The organism is Rhizobium sp. SVR5-9E (assembly GCF_056755095.1).
In genome coordinates, this window is record NZ_JBNDHS010000004.1 from 124,118 (window position 1) to 141,852 (window position 17,735).

Consider the following 17,735-nt stretch of genomic DNA (forward strand, 5'->3'; position numbering starts at 1 on the left):
GTTCTGCCCCTTCTTGTTACTTCAGGTTCTTGCTGACGATGGTGGCCATTTCGTCGGCAGTGGTGATGACCTTGGAGTTCATTTCATAAGCGCGCTGGGCCGATATGAGCTCGGTGATTTCCTTGACCGGATCGACGTTCGACGATTCCAGGTATCCCTGCTTCATGTATGCGTAGCCCTCCTCGTCCGGCGTTCCGACGACCGGGGCGCCGGAAGCAGGCGTCTCCTGGAAGAGGTTGTCGCCGAGCGGCTGGAGGCCGGCTTCGTTGACGAAGCTTGCAAGCGTCAGTTGCCCAAGCGTCGTCGGAGTGGTCTGGCCCGGCAGAAGTGCGGTGACTTCGCCGGAGCGGCTGATCGTGAGCTGCGTGGAGCCCGTCGGAATGGTGATGCCAGGGACGACCTCATAGCCGTCGACCGTGACCAGCTGACCGGTCTCGCTCTTGTTGAAGGCGCCGGCGCGCGAGTAGAGCGTCGTGCCGTCTGGAGCCAGAACCTGGAAGAAGCCCTTTCCGATCAGCGCGACGTCGAGATCGTTGCCGGTTTGGCTGAGTTCGCCCTGGATGTGCAGGTTGCGGACGGCCGACGTCTGGACGCCCAAGCCGATATTGGCGCCTTCCGGCACGATCGCCTGGTTGGCGCGGTTTGCCACGCCCTTCGCGCGTTCGGTTTGGTAGAGAAGATCGGTGAATTCGGCGCGTGCGCGCTTGAAGCCCGTGGTATTGATGTTCGCGATATTGTTCGCGATCACTTCGAGATTCGTCTGTTGGGCGTCCATGCCCGTAGCCGCAATGGCGAGCGCTCTCATCGGTGCGTCCTTAAATCGAGTTACATCTGCATCTTAGTGACATCGAGGAAGGCCGAGACGACCCTGTCACGGACTGCGATTGCGGTTTGAAGCGTCTGTTGGGCCTGCAGCATGGAGTCGACCACCTCGCGGGTGTTCGCCGTGCCCTTGATGCCTGCGAAGGACATGCTTTCCGCACCCTTCAAAGTATCGACCGCCTGGGTCGCCATGTTGCCGAGAACGGAGGCAAAGCTCTGGTCGTTCTTGGCGCTCCCGGCGGCTGACGAGGCGGTAGAGGAATTGTCGGTCGCGATGCTGCCGAGGCCACGCGTTACGGAAAGAGAGCTGACGTTCTGTACATTGCTGATCATTATTGGCTCTTCAGAAGGTCGATCGTGGAGGAAATCAGGTCGCGTGTCTGCTTGATCGTCTGCAGGTTCGCGTCATAGGAACGGTTGGCTTCGCGCATGTCCGCCATTTCAACGAGCATGTTGACGTTCGGCATCTTGACTACGCCACGCGCGTCGGCAGCCGGGTTGCTCGGATCGAATTCCGTGGTGAAATCGGATTCGTCGACACCGAGCTTCTTGATGCCGACGGTCGTCACTCCAGCCGCACGATCGACTTCTTCGCCGAAGGTGATCATCTTGCGGCGATAAGGATCGGCTCCGGGGGTATCACCGGTAGAACGGGCGTTTGCAATGTTTTCCGAGACGATGCGCAGACGTGTCGACTGCGCCTCAAGCCCGGAACCTGCGATCTTCATTGCTGCTGATAAAGGATCCATGACTTACTTCCCTACAGTCATCATCATCATTCGATGAAAGGAGCCGACGAGCGATGTGTTCAGTTCGTACTGGCGCTTGATCTCGCCGCTCTTGGACATTTCCTCAGACAGGCCGACGGTATTGCCGGATTCCTGCACGCCAATTTCTTGGTCGAGCGGAGCTTCCTTCACGTCGATATCGCCGCTGGTGCTGAAATCATTGCCGCTGAGGTGCGCCGGGTTGGTGCGCGCCATCGTGATATCGGCCTTGTCGAGAACAGCCTGGAAGGGCGTCACGTCCTTGGAACGATATTTCGGCGTGTTCGCATTCGCGATGTTGCCGGCCACAACCTCCTGACGGATCGTCAGCCATTCCGCCTGCCGCGAAGCCAAGTCGAAAAGTTGGATGGGTTGCATGGGAACTCTCCGTTTTTACTGAGAGAACCCTAGGGCAGCAATCTTGCGTCAGACTTACGGGGAACTCAGGCTTTCGCCCTGGGTTGTTTTTATTGGGCAGGCCGCAAAAAGAAGGGCTCCGTCACCGGAGCCCTCGACTTCAGTCTGATCGCAGCTGCCGCGATCAGTTGTTCTGGTAAACCTCGCCCTTCGACGTCACGATCACCCATTTGCCGTCGCGTTCTTCCAGCGCTGCCAGGCGGCTTTCGTCCGGAAGGACCGATCCGACACGCACGACATACATGCCCGAGGAGTCTTCGATCAGCGCACGCCCATTGGCGACATGCAGCAACTTGAAACCGGAAGCGGCAGGGAACGGCTGGTCTTCAGACACCGCGGCTCCCTTGTCATCCTCTTTGCCGAGGTTCGAAACAGTCGCGGTGGTCAGCGGATCGAACGGGAGCTCCGGCCTCTTCTCCGGCTTGTTCTTGTTGACCATGGCAAGCGGCGACACGCGGACGTTGCGCGGCGCCCAGTCCGGCAGTTCGCGGGTCCGATCACCTTCCACGACATTGAGGCTGAATTTGTCCTCGTTGAAGAATACGTACCACGGAAAAATAGCCGCGGCTCCCGCAAGCGTCAGGCCCATCACGGTGAGCAAACGGTCGAACATCACCGCCTTCCGCGTTTCCCGTGATTTCAGCGGAGCGATGGCCTCGTCATCATCTTCGAATCTGCTCAAACTAACCTCTGGGTCTTGTCGGGGCCGTCGCCGGCGGGTTCGGAATCCCGGCGGCAGACTTTAGAGCAGCCGCGAGATCGGAGAATGCGTCGGCCGACGCAGTTTCTCCGGGCGACTGTTTCAAAACATCGTAAATAATTGGTACCTGCTTGACCGCCATATCCAAATCCGGATCGGCTCCCGGCCGGTAACCGCCGATCAGGCGCAGATCTCGCGTTTCTTCGAAACGATGGATGAGGGATTTCAAGCGGGAGACCAGTTTCTCCTGGTCCGGCGTCCACGCCTTGCGGGCAAGACGCGAAATGGACGCCAGCGGATCGATCGGCGGATAGCGGCCTTCTTCGGCGAGGCTCCGTTTCAGAACGAGATGGCCATCGAGAATGCCGCGCGTCGAGTCGGCGATCGGGTCGTTGTGATTGTCGCCATCGACGAGAATCGAAATAATCGCGGTAATGGTGCCCGTTCCCTCCGGGCCCGGGCCTGCACGCTCGAGCAGCCGCGGCAGCTCGGTGAAAACGGATGCCGGATAGCCTCGGGCGATCGGCGGCTCACCGGATGCCGTCGCCACCTCGCGGATCGCGTGGGCAAATCGCGTGACGCTGTCGACGATCAGCAGGACGTTCTCGCCTTGATCCCGGAAATGCTCGGCGATCGTGATCGCCGTCAGCGGCGCCATCTTGCGAAGCATCGGGCTCTCGTCGCTGGTCGCAACGACGACGATCGACTTCTCCATGTTCTCGGCGAGCGTATCCTCGATGAATTCGCGCACCTCACGGCCGCGTTCGCCAACAAGTGCGATGACGACTTTGTCGAACGCGTCGGCCATTGCGAGCATCGACAGCAGCGTCGATTTACCGACACCGGAGCCTGCGAAGACGCCCAAGCGTTGGCCAAGGCAGAGCGGCGAAAAAATATCGATGGCGCGAACGCCGGTCCTGAAGCCCTCTTCGACACGTTTCCGGGTCATCGAAGGTGGAGCGGTGTTGGAAATCGAACGGCGATCGAGACCTTCGACGATCGGGCCGCGGCCATCGATCGGCTCGCAGAGCGAATTGATCGTGCGGCCACACCAGCTTTGGGCCGGCGATATTCGAAAGGCTCCCTTGCGGATGACCGTATCATGGATGCCGATCGGCTCCCCCGGCTCGATCGGGCAGACATAGGCCAGTTCCGGCTCGACGCGCACGACCTCGCCGAGATGAATCCCGGTCGCCGACTTATGCGCGACGAACTCCCCGAGACGAACGTGCCGCGAAAGACCGCTTACTGTATAATGGCCCGCGGCGATCGTCTGGACATGACCGCCATGGGCGACTGCGAACTCAGGCTTGGCATAGCGGCCAACGAGGGCTGCGAGATGCCCCAACTTTGGTGAAAGCGCTTCTTCGGTCAGCTGCGCGTCGGTCATCGTCAAACCTTCCGCTTAGCGGCTGCCGCCCAAGGTCTGGATCGCCTGGTTGAAGGAATTTTCGCTGTCGCTCGTCAGCGAAGCAATACTCTCGAAGGCACGGTTGACTTCGATCAGCTGCGTGATTTCACGCATTGCATTGACGTTGGAATTTTCAAGATAACCCTGCTCGACGCCGACATTGAAGCGGTCCGTCACAGCCCGCGGGGCATCGGTCGTCATGATGCCGCTGTTTTCGTAGCGGAGATAGCCCTTGCCGATGTCCGCCTCGTACAGGCCGAGCGACGCAACCTGCCGACCATTCTGATAAATGATCCCGTCATTGCCAACCTTGGGCTCGCCACCCGCAGAATTCAGCTGGATCGGCGCGCCGCCGGCGTCCAGAACCGGGTACCCGCGTATAGAGACAAGTTCGCCTGTGTCCTTCATGGTGAAGCGACCGTCTTTGGTCAGAACCTGACCCGCCGGCGTATCCAGCGCAAACCAGGCATCGCCCTTGACGGCAAAATCCAGCATATTGCCGGTGTGCTGCAGCTCGCCGGCATCGCCGGAGAGATAGTCGTTACCCTGCGAGACGAAGGCAACCTTTGCGTTCAGCTTGTTCTTGGTGTCGCTCAACATCTCATCGAACTTGACTTCCGTCGCGCGAAAGCCGGTCGTGTTCACGTTGGCCATATTGTCCGCGATCGTGGTCAGTCGCTTTTCAAGTGCCATCTGGGAGGACAGGGAAACATAAAGGCCGGATTGCATCTTGGTAAGCTCCTGGCATTGGGATCAACGGTACGAAAACCGGGTTCGCGCTGCTTGTTCGACCACGGTTTCCGCTGAGGCGGCATCTCAGAAACGGGCGAGTCGGCCCATTCGTCATCCTCAATCTGACGGCAAATCCTTGCGCGAAGCTGGCATACAAATCGCAGCCAAAAGTGGCCAATCATCAGCCTCACGCAAGCCAGCAACCCTATCCCTTGGGTTGAAAACAACGTTCAGGTTTGGACTGACGATGAATATCATTATCGGATTAGTGATCACGGTCGGCTGTATTATCGGCAGCTTCATGGCGATGGGCGGGGAGATCGGAGCGCTGTTTCAGCCCTTCGAGTTCGTCATCATCGCCGGCGCCGGTCTCGGCGGCTTCATCATGGCGAACCCTATGAAGGTCGTGAAAGATTCGGGCAAGGCGCTCGGCGAGGCGTTCAAGCATGCGGTTCCGAAGGAACGCAACTACCTCGACACGCTCGGCGTTCTCTATTCGCTGATGCGCGACCTGCGCACGAAGTCGCGCAACGAGATCGAAGCGCATATCGACAATCCTGCCGAATCCTCGATCTTCCTGACAGCTCCGACGATCCTGAAAAACAAGGAACTGACATCGTTCATCTGTGACTACGTCCGCCTGATCATCATCGGCAATGCCCGCTCGCATGAGATAGAGGCGCTCATGGACGAAGAGATCAATACGATCCTGCACGACAAGATGAAGCCCTACCACGCCATCTCGATCATGGGCGACTCCTTTCCGGCAATCGGCATCGTCGCGGCCGTTCTCGGCGTCATCAAGGCGATGGCGCACATCAACGATTCGCCGGAAGTGCTCGGTCACCTGATCGGCTCGGCCCTCGTCGGAACCTTCCTCGGCATTCTTCTGTCCTATTCGGTTTGTGCGCCGCTGGTCTCGCAGATCAAAGTGGTGCGCACGAAGCAACACCGCCTCTACGTTATCGTGAAGCAAACCTTGCTTGCCTACATGAACGGCTCCGTCCCGCAGGTTGCTCTGGAATACGGCCGCAAGACGATCTCGGCCTACGAGCGTCCGTCGATCGACGCGGTCGAACAGGAAATGATGAACCCGGGTGGCGAGAACAAGGCGGCCTAATCAACCATGAGAAACGTTCTCTCTCAAAGACCGGCGATGGATCCGGTCCTCCTTGCGAAGTTGACGGGGCGCCTAGGCGATGCGGCGACGGTAGAAAAGCTCTGCACTTCGCTGTCGGAGGTCTATAGCGAGTTCCTGCCCGACATCTTCAAGAGCGAAACCGGTCTGGATATCGCTGTAGCCTATCTCGGTTGCCGTTCCGGCTACAAGAACGATCTGATTGCCGACCTCGATACCAACGTCACCGTCGTGGACGCGACGCTGCGCAACTGGTCGCAGAACATCGCCTTCGCCTGCGACAACAGTTTCGTGATCGCGCTGATGGAAAATCTGCTTGGCGCTGCGCCCGATACGATCGAGCAGCCGGCCGAGAGATTGCTCTCGGTTATCGAGCTCGATCTTGCCGTCATGGTTTTCGAAAAGATCGCCAATGTCTTCCGTTCCGCCGTCAATGCTCCTGGCGGCTTCGAGCCGAGCATCGAGCCGCCGCACGCATTGGAATCCCGCGCGAAGCCTTCCGAGGAAAACCCGGACGAATTCGCAGCGGCCATCAATATGTCGATCACGCTTTCCGGCATCACCTCGGAATTCTCGCTGATCGTGCCCCAGGCACCGCTCCTGAAGACGCAGATTTCAGCGCCGAAGGCGAAGAGCCAGTCCGCCAAGTCCACGGAATGGACTGAACAGCTCACCGAGCAAGTTCATCGTTCGCATGTGACGCTCGACGCGAAAATCCGCCTCCAGGATCTGACGCTGCGAACGATCTCGAAGCTCGCCGCAGGCGATGTCATACCCTTCCACGACACCGGCGATGTCAGGGTCGAGGTCAGTGCCAACAACAAGGAATTGTATGTGTGCGAGTTCGGGCGTTCCGGCGATAATTACACGGTCCGGGTCAAGGATACGATAGGCTCCGATGATGAGCTCATACGCCACTTAATGAATTAGTCGGTTCCCCGTCCCTCATCCGGGACGGCAGTTTGAGGCAAGTTTCAACTGGAATAGTGATTTCATGGCTACGAAGAAAACACAAAAGAACGACGACCTGTCTTTGGAGGCTCCGGGCAACGAAGCTGAGCTCGATCAGGCGATCGATGATCTCCGCGGGGTCTTAAAGCAGGATGCGGAGGGTGAGCTTCCGGAAACCGATGCTTTCGGCGGCACTGGGACCGATCTGTCGACTTTCGGCGATTTCGGAGACGAGGATGCAGCCGAGACATCTTTCGGCGGCGGTGACTTCGGTTCTTCGGATTTCGGCGATACCAGCTTCTCCGCGGTGAGCGCCGAACCGGCGCCACTCGGGAGCGCGCTCTCCTCGAACTTCGAACTGATCATGGACATCCCCATCGACGTCCAGATCATGCTCGGCAGCAGCCGCATGCAGGTTTCCGGTCTGATGAATCTGAATGAGGGCGCAACCATCGCCCTCGACAAGAAGATTGGCGAGCCCGTCGAAATCATGGTGAACGGCCGCAAGATTGCACGCGGCGAAATCACCGTCCTGGAGAATGACGACACCCGCTTCGGGGTTAAGCTTTTAGAAGTTTTGAGCACCAAAAAAGCCTGATCCCGGTTAGGGACGGAGAGGTAAGACCATGATGGACTTTGACGATTTCGGCGGCGCACTTGCCGCGAAACCGTTGACCCAGGCTGAAAAGGCAGCGGCTGTACTCCTTGCTATGGGAAAAGGGGTTGCAGGCCGGTTGTTGAAATATTTCACCCAGGCTGAGTTGCAGACGATCATTGCTTCCGCGCAGGCTCTCCGTGCCATTCCGCCGGATGAGCTTCTCAGCCTGGTCGGCGAGTTCGAAGACCTCTTCACCGAAGGCGCTGGCCTCATGGATAACGCCAAGGCCATCGAGAGCATCCTCGAGGAAGGCCTGACGCCGGACGAAGTGGACAGTCTTCTCGGCCGCCGCACGGCGTTCCAGGCATACGAAACGTCCATATGGGATCGCCTCGGCGAAGGCGATCCTGTCTTCATCGGCAAGTTCCTGCTGCGCGAACATCCGCAGACCATCGCCTACATTCTTTCGATGATGCCTTCCTCCTTCGGGGCCAAGGTGCTGATGCAGCTTCCCGACAGCCGGCGCGCGGACATCATGAACCGTACGGTCAACCTGAAGAGCGTCAGTCCCAAGGCCGCGCAGATCATCGAAAAGCAAGTGATGGCGCTGCTTGCCGAGATCGAAGCCGAGAAGAACTCCATTGGTTCGAGCAAGGTTGCGGAGCTGATGAACGAGATGGACAAGCCTCAGGTCGACACCCTGCTTACCTCTCTGGAATCGATCAGCCGCGAAGCCGTCAACAAGGTTCGCCCGAAGATCTTCCTCTTCGAAGACCTTCTCCAGATGCCGCAGCGCAGCCGCGTCATGCTTCTCAACGACATCTCCGCCGACATTCTTACGATGGCGTTGCGTGGCGCACCGATCGAAATCCGCGAATCGGTCCTCTCCTCGATCAGCCCGCGCCAGCGCCGCATGATCGAATCGGACCTGCAGACCGGCACGGTCGGCATCAATCCGCGCGAAATCGCAATTGCCCGCCGCGCTGTCGCGCAGGAAGCGATTCGGCTGGCGAATTCCGGCCAGATCCAGTTGAAGGAAACAGAAGGCGAAGCAACGGCAGCGGCTTAGAGCCTTTCAAGGCTCTAACCACGCTTCTGTTGACAAACCGGCCAGAGGCCCCTGCGCGCCATTGATCGCCATGCGCCACAGGACTACGCTTTTCGGAGAGGGCCGCCTTGCTGCGGCCCTTTCCATTGATGGAGACCGCGAACTTGGCTGATGAAGACAAGGACAGCAAAACAGAAGACCCGACAGCGAAAAAGCAGTCTGACGCAGCAGAAAAAGGCAATACGCCTTTCTCACGCGAATTACCGCTCTTTGCTACGGTCCTTGCGACCTTCGTCTATCTGACCTTCTATCTTCCCGACGGCATCAGCAGCGTCAGCGCACAGCTTCGGGATATCTTCGAGCAGCCGGACCAGTGGAAGATCGAGACGGGGCCGGATGTTATGTCACTCTTCGTGCATCTCGGCTGGGTAAGTGCCGTGCTCCTCGTCCCGGCAATGCTGCTGTTCATGAGCTTTGGAGTCGTTGCGTCCATAGCGCAGAACCTTCCTACTCCGGTTCTCGAACGTATCCGCCCGCAGATGTCGCGTCTTTCTCCGGCCAAGGGCTTCTCCCGCATATTCAGCCTGCCTGGCCTGATCGAATTCAGCAAATCGCTCTTCAAGGTAGTGGTCGTCGGCGTGATCATGTTCTTCGTGCTGCGAAACGAATACTTCAACGCGATCGACGCGATGTTCTCTGATCCGCAGACCTTGTTCGAGCGGACGCTTACGATCATGCGGAAGATCGTGCTGGTCGTGCTTTTTTCGACGGCAATCGTTGCCATCGCGGACTTCTTCTGGACCCGGCATCACTGGTTCTCGGAACTCAAGATGACGCGGCACGAAGTGAAGGAAGAAAACAAGCAGTCGCAGGGCGACCCCTTCGTCAAGGGCCGCCAGCGTTCGTTGATGCGAGACCGTGCCCGCCGCCGTATGATCGTCAATGTCGAGCGCGCCACGCTCGTCATCGCCAACCCGACACACTTTGCCGTGGCGCTGCGCTACGTGCGCGAGGAAAACGATGCGCCGGTCGTTCTCGCCAAGGGCCAGGACCTTATTGCTTTGAAAATCAGAGAGATCGCCGAAAAGCAGGGAATTCCCGTTTTCGAAGATCCGCCTCTTGCCCGCTCCATGTTTGCGCAAGTCTCGATCGATAGTGTCATCCCGTCAGTATTCTACAAGGCAGTGGCAGAGCTCATTCATCGGGTTTACGCCGCTGAGGCCAAGAACAAACGGGTAAGATAAGCCGTATGAAGAAATGCCCCTACTCTTCTCAGCGTGAAAGAATTCTTGCGGAAGCCATCAGTCCGGTTGCGACCGAGCTTCGGCTCCTCGACGCTGCGGATCTTATTTCGCTGCTGCGCTTCGAGTATTACGGCAGCATCGCAGACTTGGTCACGTCGGCCGCGGAGCTATTCTTTCATCCGGGCACGGTCAATTTTGGGCTTGGGGGCAACTACACGCTGGAATGGGGCGGCAAGCCAGAGGTTGTACTCGATCTCGAAATCAAGCCGCGCGGCGTGACCGTCTATGCGCAATTGACCCTTGCGGAACACCACGCCGGCATCGACATCAGTCATATCGCCTTTCAGGAGCCATCGGCTGATCCTGACGAAAATACGGCCTTCCTCGAACGCAGCCTGCGCGAAAGCCGCTATAATACACGGCCGCTTCAGGCGCTTGCCGGCTGACCATCCTTCAATTTGAAGCACAGAGAACCCGCCAGTTTTTCTTGCCAGGTTCGTTATCGGCTCGTCAGCTGATGTAGCCAAGGCGGATCGCCTTGGCGATCGCCTGGATGCGATTGACCGAGTCGAGCTTGATTGTGGCCGAGCCGAGATAGGCGTTCACCGTATGAACGGAGAGCCCAAGCTTGTCGGCAATCTCTTCGCTGATGCGACCGTCGCCGGCAAGTTGCAGGCAGGCTATCTCGCGCTCGCTGAGTGCCGCCGCAGCCGCAGCCCGCCGCTCATCCAGCGAGAGCAGATCGATCATGATGTGGCAGCTGCGGCCATGAAGCTCGAGGAGTATGTCGCAGCCGGGATCGAGATCATCGCCCGTGAATACGACGTAGCCGTTTCCGGTGGCGCCGAGCCGCACGGGAAAAGCAATGCCAGAAAAGGGCAAGATGCCGTCCTTAAGGCGGATTAAAAAGGACCCAAAATCCGCTGACCCCGGAGTGGCCTTATCGTGGCCGCCTGCCCATGACAGGGGCAGAACGGATTTCTCTATGTGATCGAGCAGCACGTCTCCATAGGCGTCGATGAAGGCCTTGCTGGAGGCCGGTGCTGCCGAGGAGCCCCAATTCTCCAATTCGCAGACGAGGCGCTGCTTCGTCGGAATGCCCGAACCGCTTACCCGATAGACAGCGAAATTCTTGGCATCGGCGAGCTTCTGCATCGCGACCAGCCGCGGGAACAGGTCGGAGCGGCTGCTTACTCTGTTCACGCGAACGCTGCGTATGTGCTCGGTGCTAGCCGCCGCCCTGTTTGATAGTTGCACCATGGAGTCCTCTCAAACGAGATTATTTCTTACGGCGAAGGCTATCGCTTCCGAACGCGTTTTGGTCGCGGTCTTTCGCATGACGCTCGTAATGTAGTTATTGATCGTGTTGCGGGAGATGCCCAGGATCATGGCGATCTCATCGCTGGTCTTGCCCTCTGCAATCCAGAACAGGCACTCGATTTCCCGCTCCGTCAGTTCAAAATCGCGTTCCGTCCGGCTGCCTCCGCACTGAAGAGAGCTCGCGAGGTAACCTGCAACGAGGCCTCCGTCCCTGAGGCGTTCCGGCGACAGGATAAACCCGTCATCAAAAAGGAACATCAGCGATATTCGCGAACGGCCGACATTAAACATCAAAGAGCAATACTGCCGGCTGGCGCCGTCCGGTACGGCGGCGTGGTCAGGCAGGAAAGCAAAGTTGGGCTGGAAGAGCTGCATGCATTTTTCCAACTCCGTCGTGCGCCCGTAGCTGTTTGTCAGGCTCGCCGCCAGATCCTTCGCAAGATCGAACGGCCAGTCCGAAGACACTATGAAGTCGAGCCCGGCCTCCTGGACAAGATCGGAACGCGCCAGCAGATAGTGCGAGGCTCCAACATAGTCCGTCAGCATCCGCAGCGCCGCCTGCAGCCTGCCGCTCTCGACGATTTCCCTGAGCTGACCAATGAGCTCCTCACGGGAGCAAGGATTTATAGCCTGGACGCCGACATAGTTTGCTGCCTGATTTTCGCTTTTTAGCGACTCCAGTATGTGCATATCCATGGGCAACGTCCCGCGACTTAAAAGAGCTATCTCTGCAAAGGCTTGTCTGCGCAGAATCTGAGCGGCCTGCGCCTATGGTTAAACGAATCACCCAAGAGTAAGTCAGTCCGCGCAATTCGCCATATCCGAGTATCTGGGGATTTACTCTTGCTGCTATCCATGCGCCTGATTCGCGAGCCAATTTCGCTTGCTTGGATCTAGCCTAATTTATGGCGATTCTGTGCAGCCGTCGACAACTTATGCGCCGCATTGAGCAGGTCCAAACAACATTTCGCGGCGCCGGCCCACGGTTCAAAGACAATAAAAGAGGCCGGTTGCCCGGCCTTTTCTTTAAGCGGCGGCGCTGTCGACCGCCCATTTCCTGAGAATTTTCGCGGCGCGCTCCTCGTTGATTTCCACCATGCGCGCGAGTTTCCGTTCCGGACCTTCCTTGACGCGCCGGTTGAAGTTGCCGTCGTCGTCGCCCAGGCTGAGCAGATCCTCCGTGCTGTCGAAGCCGAAGTCCGAGCCGAAGCCCTCCATAAGAGCGCCACCTTCGGCTCCGGCTCCCGGCGCAAAATCCGGCAGTTCCAGGCCAACGCTCTCGGCCGACGTGTCGCCTATGACACCGGCACCGGCGCCATTGATGCTGCGTACGAGCGGGCGTACACCCATCCAGACCACGACGAAGGCGACTCCAAGGAAGGCCAGCGAATTGATGATTCCGGCAAGGTTGCGGCTCAGCATATCCATGACCTGAACGCCGGTGCCGGTATCTTCCAGAAGCTGGTTATCGAGGAAGTCCATTGCCGTCACGGTAACGACATCTCCCCGATCGGCGCTGAGGCCTGCAGCCGATGACACGATCTTCTGCATCTCGGCGAGATAGGCGTCAATCTTCGCCTGATCGGCAGGTTGACCGACCATCTGGCCGATACGTCCCTTGTTAACGACAACAGCGATCGACAGCTTCTCGACCCTGTAGCTGCTACGGGTGGTCGCCGTGGTCTTGCTGTTGATTTCGTAGTTCGTCTGTTCTTCCCGCTTATCCGACTTGTCCTGCGATTGCGGACTGTTGTCGCCACCTTGCGCGGGGGCTGCCTGCGGAACGTTCTGCTGCACGGTCGTCGCGTTGTCGGCCTGCGTCTGCTGCGACTGCGAGGCCTCCTTGGTCGATCGCACCGAACGTTCAACCTTTGAGTTCGGATCGTAGACGGTTTCCTGGATCTGTTGTGCGTCCGTGTTGAGCTGGGCGGTCACGCTTGAACGGAAGTTGTCCATGCCAAGGAAAGGAGCCAGCGCCTTGTCGATATTCGATTCGACTTCCTGCTGGACATTCTGGACGATGCCCAGTGAACGGTTCAGTGAACTGTTGCTCGCGTCGTCGCCGGACGCGAGCAACTGGCCGGTGGAATCGAGAATGGTCACGTCATCAACCTCAAGCCCCGGCACGGCCGAGGCTACCAGGTGGCGGATCGCACTAGCGGCACTTCGCCCCGCCGTAGCGCTCGCCCGGATCATGACGGAGGCTGTAGGCTTCTGTTCTGCCTTACGGAAGTTACCGACCTCGGGCATGACGATATGAACGCGAGCGGCTGTGATGCCCGAGATGGACTGAATCGTGCGCCCGATTTCACCTTCGAGCGCGCGGACGCGCGTTACTTCCTGCATGAAAGAGGTGAGGCCGAGCGAGCCGACATGATCGAAAAGTTCATAGCCTGCATTCGCGCTGTTCGGCAGACCGCGCTCGGCAAGCAACAGGCGGGCCTTGCCCGTCATGCCCGCCGGCACCGTGATGCTTGAACCGTCAGTGCCGACCTGGAAGGCGATATTGGCTTCCGCAAGAGCCATGCTGATCTGGTTCAAGTCGGACGTCTCAAGGCCGACGTAGAGCGTCTCCTGCGCCGGTTTGTTGACGAAAAGGGCCGCGGCCAAAATAATTGCTATTGAAAGAACGCCGACGCCAGCAAGCGCCAATAGGCGGGTCCGCCCCAGCGAACCTAAGTTCTTAAAGATCTGAACTAATTGATTTAACAGATTCATTCTGTTCTCGCACGATCCGTCGGACACAAAGCAGGCTTATTGCCTCATTCCTTGATAGACGGCGAAACTTGTGCGAGCGTTTCGTCAGGGCTGCTCGGGAGCCCTAAAGTCAGAAAAGGTCAAAATCGCCGGCCGCCTTGCTGAGCGGCTGGGAATGGCCGTGACGTGTGGTGCCGCCAAGTGCTTTCTGCATCTCGGCCAGCTTGACCAGGCTGAGTGCGGTTGCAACGTCAACCGCCCAGTTTTGGGGAATTTCGCCGGTGATCGTGTCGAGGAATTCCGCCAAGCCGCGGGTTTTTTGCACGGCGAGATCGATGCCCTGCATGACCTTCATGCTAGAAGGAGCGTTCAGGATGTCGGCACCGCCGATTTCGAGGAGCTGCGGCTCGATGCGTTCGATGAGATAAGCAACGTCATGCAGTTCGGAAACGATACGCATCAGAATATCTGGAAGCGCTTCGACGGGCGAAAGCGGCTCTGCTGTTCCATTAAAAGTCATAAAAAACCCTCTAAAAAAACTCGATGCTCGTTTCGATTGGTTTCTGCGGCGCGACATTGCGCTGTTCGAGAGCGACCGTCTTTTGCGTTTCGGCGCCGGTCAGCGGGTACTGACGCGCCCGGCCCGAAACCGGCCAGTATTCGAGCTTGCGGCCATGTTCGCCGCCGGTACTCGAGCTGACGACGGGAATTCCTTCATCTCTCAGGAACTGCATGGCGAAGGCGGCGTTCTGTTCACCGACGTTGGAGAATGTCGAGATCGTCTTCGCCCCGCCGAAAATCTTGGCCTCCAGGCGGTCGCGGCGCGCGCCCTGCTTCAGAAGGCCGTTGATCAGCAATTCCATCAGATGAATACCGTAGCGTGTGTCGCCTCCGCCATTCATTGGCGTGTTGCCCGTACCTGGAAGCAAAAAGTGGTTCATGCCGCCCACTCCAGCCACCGGGTCACGCAGACATGCAGCCACACACGAGCCAAGTATGGTCGTCAAAACCGCGTTCGGATCATTCAGGACCTTCCATTCGCCTTGAATGATATGAACGCGGCGGGCTGCTGCCTCGACACTCATTTCAGCGCTCCAAAAACAGCCTCGATAGCCGCTTTCATCTTCTCGATGGTGAAGGGCTTCGCAAGCACGTTGTTGGCGCCGAGCTGGGCTGCCTTGGTGACCAGCGCACGATCGCCCTGGGCCGTCAGGATAATGAAGGCCGCCTTCTTCGTTGCCGGGTTGGCACGAACCGCCTGGAGGAAGCCAAGGCCGTCCATCTTCGGCATGTTGAAGTCCGAGATCACGAGGTGATGCGGCTGCTGAGCCATGATCTTCATGCCCTGCTCGCCGTCACCGGCAGCCGTGATCTGCTTGAAGCCGAGCTGGGTCAGCGCATCGCTGAGCAGCAATCGGCTCGTGACCTGATCGTCGACGATCAGAACTTTTATCTTCTCGGCTATCGACATTATTCGGTTCCTTCTTTTCGGGCGGCTGTCATTTTCAGTATTTCTTCGCCGATCGCATTCAGTGGCAGCTGCTGCTCAACGGCGCCGAGTTCGTGGGCCACTCGCGGCATTCCATAGACCACGCAGGTCTTTTCGTTCTGTCCGAGAGTGCGCGCGCCGGCATGGCGCATTTTCAAGAGGCCAGCCGCGCCATCGCGGCCCATGCCTGTCAGGATCACACCGACCGCGTTGCGTCCGGCAAGTTCGGCAACGGAATCGAAGAGAACGTCGACCGAGGGGCGGTGTCCGTTCACAGGATCGCGTTCGACAAGACGGCAAACGGGAGCCGACACATTCGCGACCTGCAAATGACGTTCTCCGCCTGGTGCCAGATAAATCTTACCAATCTCTAAACGTGCGCCATCCGTCGCTTCTGCCACCACCGGGGCACAGAGGCGGTTGAGGCGGTCCGCAAAGCTCTTGGTGAAGGTCGGCGGCATATGCTGGGTAATGACCGTCGGCGGACAATTCGCCGGAAACTTCTGGAGCACCGCTATCAAGGCCTCGACGCCGCCGGTTGAAGAACCGATGGCGACGATCTTGCGTCCAACCCGGAAATCAGCGACCGATGGCGGCGGAACGGGAGCAGCAGCGGGTTGCACGAACCGGCGCTGCGAACGCGCAGCCGCCTTCACCTTCTCGGCCAGGTCGCCGAACGGACGCGGTTCGCCGGGCACGGGCTTTCCGATACAATCGAAGGCGCCGATTTCAAGGGCGGCCAGGGATGCTTCCGCACCGCGGTGCGTCAAGGTGGAAACCATGATGACCGGCATGGGCCGGAGCTGCATGATCTTCTCAAGGAAATCAAGTCCGTTCATGTTCGGCATCTCGATGTCCAGCGTGACGACATCGGGATTGAGCTTCTTGATAGCCTCGCGCGCTTCCAGCGCGTCACCCGCCTCGCCGATGACACTGACGTCCGGATCGGATCTCAGGACGGCCGTGATCAGCCCACGCATGGTTGGGGAGTCGTCGACGACGAGAACTCGTGCCGGTGCGCTCATACCTTTCTCCCCAGTCCTCTTGCGGTGTAGCGATATGTGGTGACGCCTATGTTGTCGAAGACGTTCTTGGCTTCGCCTGAGACACGCTCGGAATGACCGATGTAAAGGTGGCCTCCTTCCGGCAGCAGTTCGGCAAAGCGCGACCAAATCTTCATTTGTGTCGGTTCGTCGAAATAGATCACGACATTGCGGCAGAAGATCACGTCGAACTTGCCCTTGAAGGGCCACTGCGCCATCAGGTTCAACTCGTTGTAGGTGATCAGCCGCTTGACGCGATCGTCGATCTGGAATTTGCGGCGCCCCTGCACGTCGACGTCCGTGAACCACTGCTTGCGCATGGCCGGCGATACGGTTTCGAGAGCGGTCTCGTCATATGCGCCCTGCCGGGCTATCGCCAGGATCTTCGGGTCGATATCGGTCGCCAGGATCTTGAAGTCGTAATCGGCAACGTTCGGCATCTGGGAGAGGACCGTCAGTGCGATCGAATAGGGCTCCTGGCCATCGGAAGACGCGGCCGACCAGATACGCACACGTCCGCCCGTCTTGGCGCGGTGCAAAAGCTCCGGCAGCACATGGTCGCGCAGATGCTCGAAATGATGGTTCTCGCGGAAGAAACGCGTAAAGTTGGTCGTTAGATGGGAGAGCATCTCGCGACGCGCTGCCGCCCCAGCCGGACTGGAGACCAGGGAGCAGTATTCGCGGAAACCCGAAAGCCCGAGACTGCGGATGTGCTTCGACAAACGCGAATAGACCAGCGAAGCCTTCGTCTCGTTCAGGTAGATCCCTGCATCCGAATAGATCATCGCAGCGATTTCCATGAGATCGCGGCGCGTCAGCGGGTATTCGCCGCTCGCCAGAACCTCATCGGGGCTACCCTGTCTGATGTCTTTTGCACTCAACGCATTCATGCAGCTTCGCTTTCCGTCTCGGGGAAGATCGCATCGAGTTCGAGCAGGCAGATCATCCGTTTTTCAATCGCAAGAATTCCGCGAGCGAACTGGCGCTCCGCCTCGGAAGAGACTTCCGGCGTGGGCTGAATGTTGTCATCGGTAACGGTCAGAATATCGGAGACGGCGTCGACGAGCAGGCCGACAACTTTCCGATGAACCTGGGCGACAATGATGACATGGCGCTGCGACGGTTCAGCGGCTTTCATGCCGAGACGCGCCGAAAGATCGATGATCGGCAGCACCGCGCCACGCAGGTTGATGACGCCTTTCATGTACGCTGGCGAATGCGGCATAGCCGTTGCCGGCGTCCAGCCGCGGATTTCGCGAACCGACATGATGTTTACGCAAAATTCCTGGTCGCCAATGCGGAACGCGATCAGTTCGCGATCCCCGTGGCTCAGACTTTTCACGCCGTACGACATCGTC

The 17,735-nt window shown here is 58.6% G+C and carries 22 protein-coding genes; 6 read left to right on the plus strand and 16 right to left on the minus strand.

The genetic code is table 11. The annotated features are described in order from the left end of the window. Window positions 1–16: 16 nt before the first annotated feature. From flgG to flgF, 7 genes are all read right to left on the minus strand, one after another. Complete coding sequence (flgG, locus tag ACPYOJ_RS04045; protein WP_481415104.1) at window positions 17–805, minus strand: flagellar basal-body rod protein FlgG; 789 nt, start codon at window positions 803–805, stop codon at window positions 17–19. Between the two features lie 20 nt (window positions 806–825). Further along, on the minus strand, window positions 826–1,155 hold the full coding sequence (gene fliE, locus ACPYOJ_RS04050) for a flagellar hook-basal body complex protein FliE (RefSeq protein WP_168828396.1): 330 nt from the start codon (window positions 1,153–1,155) through the stop codon (window positions 826–828). After that, window positions 1,155–1,571: a flagellar basal body rod protein FlgC gene (flgC, locus tag ACPYOJ_RS04055; protein WP_481415105.1), complete on the minus strand. Its 417-nt coding sequence runs from the start codon at window positions 1,569–1,571 to the stop codon at window positions 1,155–1,157. The genes fliE and flgC overlap by 1 nt, the downstream gene beginning before the upstream one ends. A gap of 3 nt (window positions 1,572–1,574) precedes the next feature. Continuing rightward, window positions 1,575–1,967, minus strand: coding sequence for a flagellar basal body rod protein FlgB (gene flgB / locus ACPYOJ_RS04060; RefSeq protein WP_168828394.1), 393 nt, complete (start codon window positions 1,965–1,967; stop codon window positions 1,575–1,577). 163 nt (window positions 1,968–2,130) lie between these two features. Further along, a complete protein-coding gene (locus ACPYOJ_RS04065) occupies window positions 2,131–2,688 on the minus strand; it encodes a flagellar protein (RefSeq protein ID WP_481415106.1) in 558 nt (185 codons plus the stop codon). A 1-nt stretch (window position 2,689) separates the two neighbouring features. Further along, entirely contained in the window at window positions 2,690–4,096 is a 1,407-nt protein-coding gene (fliI, locus tag ACPYOJ_RS04070; protein ID WP_481415107.1) for a flagellar protein export ATPase FliI, read from the minus strand. A 15-nt stretch (window positions 4,097–4,111) separates the two neighbouring features. Next, on the minus strand, window positions 4,112–4,846 hold the full coding sequence (flgF, locus tag ACPYOJ_RS04075) for a flagellar basal-body rod protein FlgF (RefSeq protein ID WP_168828391.1): 735 nt from the start codon (window positions 4,844–4,846) through the stop codon (window positions 4,112–4,114). Window positions 4,847–5,096: 250 nt separating this feature from the next. Here flgF and motA point away from each other — a divergent pair, with 250 nt between their 5' ends. From motA to ACPYOJ_RS04105, 6 genes are all read left to right on the plus strand, one after another. After that, entirely contained in the window at window positions 5,097–5,969 is an 873-nt protein-coding gene (gene motA / locus ACPYOJ_RS04080) for a flagellar motor stator protein MotA (RefSeq protein ID WP_168828390.1), read from the plus strand. A 6-nt stretch (window positions 5,970–5,975) separates the two neighbouring features. After that, complete coding sequence (locus ACPYOJ_RS04085) at window positions 5,976–6,917, plus strand: FliM/FliN family flagellar motor switch protein (RefSeq protein WP_481415108.1); 942 nt, start codon at window positions 5,976–5,978, stop codon at window positions 6,915–6,917. Between the two features lie 64 nt (window positions 6,918–6,981). Further along, window positions 6,982–7,536 (plus strand): flagellar motor switch protein FliN, encoded by a 555-nt coding sequence (fliN, locus tag ACPYOJ_RS04090; protein ID WP_481415109.1) that lies wholly within the window; start codon window positions 6,982–6,984, stop codon window positions 7,534–7,536. 28 nt (window positions 7,537–7,564) lie between these two features. Further along, on the plus strand, window positions 7,565–8,605 hold the full coding sequence (gene fliG, locus ACPYOJ_RS04095) for a flagellar motor switch protein FliG (protein WP_481415110.1): 1,041 nt from the start codon (window positions 7,565–7,567) through the stop codon (window positions 8,603–8,605). Window positions 8,606–8,748: 143 nt separating this feature from the next. Next, window positions 8,749–9,828: a flagellar biosynthesis protein FlhB gene (flhB, locus tag ACPYOJ_RS04100; protein WP_168828387.1), complete on the plus strand. Its 1,080-nt coding sequence runs from the start codon at window positions 8,749–8,751 to the stop codon at window positions 9,826–9,828. Between the two features lie 5 nt (window positions 9,829–9,833). Next, window positions 9,834–10,274: a hypothetical protein gene (locus tag ACPYOJ_RS04105; RefSeq protein ID WP_168828386.1), complete on the plus strand. Its 441-nt coding sequence runs from the start codon at window positions 9,834–9,836 to the stop codon at window positions 10,272–10,274. Window positions 10,275–10,338: 64 nt separating this feature from the next. On the opposite strand, the gene visR is transcribed toward ACPYOJ_RS04105, so the two are convergent. The 9 genes from visR to ACPYOJ_RS04150 all read right to left on the minus strand — a co-directional run bounded on the left by visR (window position 10,339) and on the right by ACPYOJ_RS04150 (window position 17,731). Beyond that, window positions 10,339–11,088, minus strand: coding sequence for a transcriptional regulator VisR (gene visR, locus ACPYOJ_RS04110; protein ID WP_168828385.1), 750 nt, complete (start codon window positions 11,086–11,088; stop codon window positions 10,339–10,341). A 9-nt stretch (window positions 11,089–11,097) separates the two neighbouring features. Beyond that, complete coding sequence (visN, locus tag ACPYOJ_RS04115) at window positions 11,098–11,844, minus strand: transcriptional regulator VisN (protein ID WP_481415111.1); 747 nt, start codon at window positions 11,842–11,844, stop codon at window positions 11,098–11,100. Window positions 11,845–12,174: 330 nt separating this feature from the next. Then, window positions 12,175–13,866 (minus strand): flagellar basal-body MS-ring/collar protein FliF, encoded by a 1,692-nt coding sequence (gene fliF / locus ACPYOJ_RS04120; protein WP_481415112.1) that lies wholly within the window; start codon window positions 13,864–13,866, stop codon window positions 12,175–12,177. A gap of 109 nt (window positions 13,867–13,975) precedes the next feature. Next, window positions 13,976–14,365, minus strand: coding sequence for a chemotaxis protein CheT (gene cheT / locus ACPYOJ_RS04125; RefSeq protein WP_168828382.1), 390 nt, complete (start codon window positions 14,363–14,365; stop codon window positions 13,976–13,978). 10 nt (window positions 14,366–14,375) lie between these two features. Then, a complete protein-coding gene (gene cheD / locus ACPYOJ_RS04130) occupies window positions 14,376–14,930 on the minus strand; it encodes a chemoreceptor glutamine deamidase CheD (protein WP_168828381.1) in 555 nt (184 codons plus the stop codon). Continuing rightward, a complete protein-coding gene (locus tag ACPYOJ_RS04135; RefSeq protein WP_168828380.1) occupies window positions 14,927–15,316 on the minus strand; it encodes a response regulator in 390 nt (129 codons plus the stop codon). Before ACPYOJ_RS04135 ends, cheD begins: the two co-directional genes overlap by 4 nt. Continuing rightward, entirely contained in the window at window positions 15,316–16,359 is a 1,044-nt protein-coding gene (cheB, locus tag ACPYOJ_RS04140) for a protein-glutamate O-methylesterase CheB (protein WP_481415113.1), read from the minus strand. Before cheB ends, ACPYOJ_RS04135 begins: the two co-directional genes overlap by 1 nt. Continuing rightward, complete coding sequence (gene cheR / locus ACPYOJ_RS04145) at window positions 16,356–17,267, minus strand: protein-glutamate O-methyltransferase CheR (protein WP_481415114.1); 912 nt, start codon at window positions 17,265–17,267, stop codon at window positions 16,356–16,358. Before cheR ends, cheB begins: the two co-directional genes overlap by 4 nt. Then, a complete protein-coding gene (locus ACPYOJ_RS04150) occupies window positions 17,264–17,731 on the minus strand; it encodes a chemotaxis protein CheW (protein ID WP_481415115.1) in 468 nt (155 codons plus the stop codon). The genes cheR and ACPYOJ_RS04150 overlap by 4 nt, the downstream gene beginning before the upstream one ends. Between the last annotated feature and the right edge of the window lie 4 nt (window positions 17,732–17,735).

What these genes read in the sequence shown, in the direction of transcription:
- fliG (WP_481415110.1), top strand. Translation starts at nt 7,565, where the DNA reads ATGATGGACTTTGACGATTTCGGCGGCGCACTTGCCGCGAAACCGTTG.
- flgB (WP_168828394.1), bottom strand. Translation starts at nt 1,967, where the DNA reads ATGCAACCCATCCAACTTTTCGACTTGGCTTCGCGGCAGGCGGAATGG.
- visN (WP_481415111.1), bottom strand. Translation starts at nt 11,844, where the DNA reads ATGGATATGCACATACTGGAGTCGCTAAAAAGCGAAAATCAGGCAGCA.
- flgG (WP_481415104.1), bottom strand. Translation starts at nt 805, where the DNA reads ATGAGAGCGCTCGCCATTGCGGCTACGGGCATGGACGCCCAACAGACG.
- ACPYOJ_RS04085 (WP_481415108.1), top strand. Translation starts at nt 5,976, where the DNA reads ATGAGAAACGTTCTCTCTCAAAGACCGGCGATGGATCCGGTCCTCCTT.
- cheB (WP_481415113.1), bottom strand. Translation starts at nt 16,359, where the DNA reads ATGAGCGCACCGGCACGAGTTCTCGTCGTCGACGACTCCCCAACCATG.
- flgC (WP_481415105.1), bottom strand. Translation starts at nt 1,571, where the DNA reads ATGGATCCTTTATCAGCAGCAATGAAGATCGCAGGTTCCGGGCTTGAG.
- fliI (WP_481415107.1), bottom strand. Translation starts at nt 4,096, where the DNA reads ATGACCGACGCGCAGCTGACCGAAGAAGCGCTTTCACCAAAGTTGGGG.
- fliE (WP_168828396.1), bottom strand. Translation starts at nt 1,155, where the DNA reads ATGATCAGCAATGTACAGAACGTCAGCTCTCTTTCCGTAACGCGTGGC.
- cheT (WP_168828382.1), bottom strand. Translation starts at nt 14,365, where the DNA reads ATGACTTTTAATGGAACAGCAGAGCCGCTTTCGCCCGTCGAAGCGCTT.
- flgF (WP_168828391.1), bottom strand. Translation starts at nt 4,846, where the DNA reads ATGCAATCCGGCCTTTATGTTTCCCTGTCCTCCCAGATGGCACTTGAA.
- ACPYOJ_RS04105 (WP_168828386.1), top strand. Translation starts at nt 9,834, where the DNA reads ATGAAGAAATGCCCCTACTCTTCTCAGCGTGAAAGAATTCTTGCGGAA.
- fliN (WP_481415109.1), top strand. Translation starts at nt 6,982, where the DNA reads ATGGCTACGAAGAAAACACAAAAGAACGACGACCTGTCTTTGGAGGCT.
- motA (WP_168828390.1), top strand. Translation starts at nt 5,097, where the DNA reads ATGAATATCATTATCGGATTAGTGATCACGGTCGGCTGTATTATCGGC.
- cheD (WP_168828381.1), bottom strand. Translation starts at nt 14,930, where the DNA reads ATGAGTGTCGAGGCAGCAGCCCGCCGCGTTCATATCATTCAAGGCGAA.
- fliF (WP_481415112.1), bottom strand. Translation starts at nt 13,866, where the DNA reads ATGAATCTGTTAAATCAATTAGTTCAGATCTTTAAGAACTTAGGTTCG.
- ACPYOJ_RS04150 (WP_481415115.1), bottom strand. Translation starts at nt 17,731, where the DNA reads ATGTCGTACGGCGTGAAAAGTCTGAGCCACGGGGATCGCGAACTGATC.
- cheR (WP_481415114.1), bottom strand. Translation starts at nt 17,267, where the DNA reads ATGAATGCGTTGAGTGCAAAAGACATCAGACAGGGTAGCCCCGATGAG.
- ACPYOJ_RS04135 (WP_168828380.1), bottom strand. Translation starts at nt 15,316, where the DNA reads ATGTCGATAGCCGAGAAGATAAAAGTTCTGATCGTCGACGATCAGGTC.
- visR (WP_168828385.1), bottom strand. Translation starts at nt 11,088, where the DNA reads ATGGTGCAACTATCAAACAGGGCGGCGGCTAGCACCGAGCACATACGC.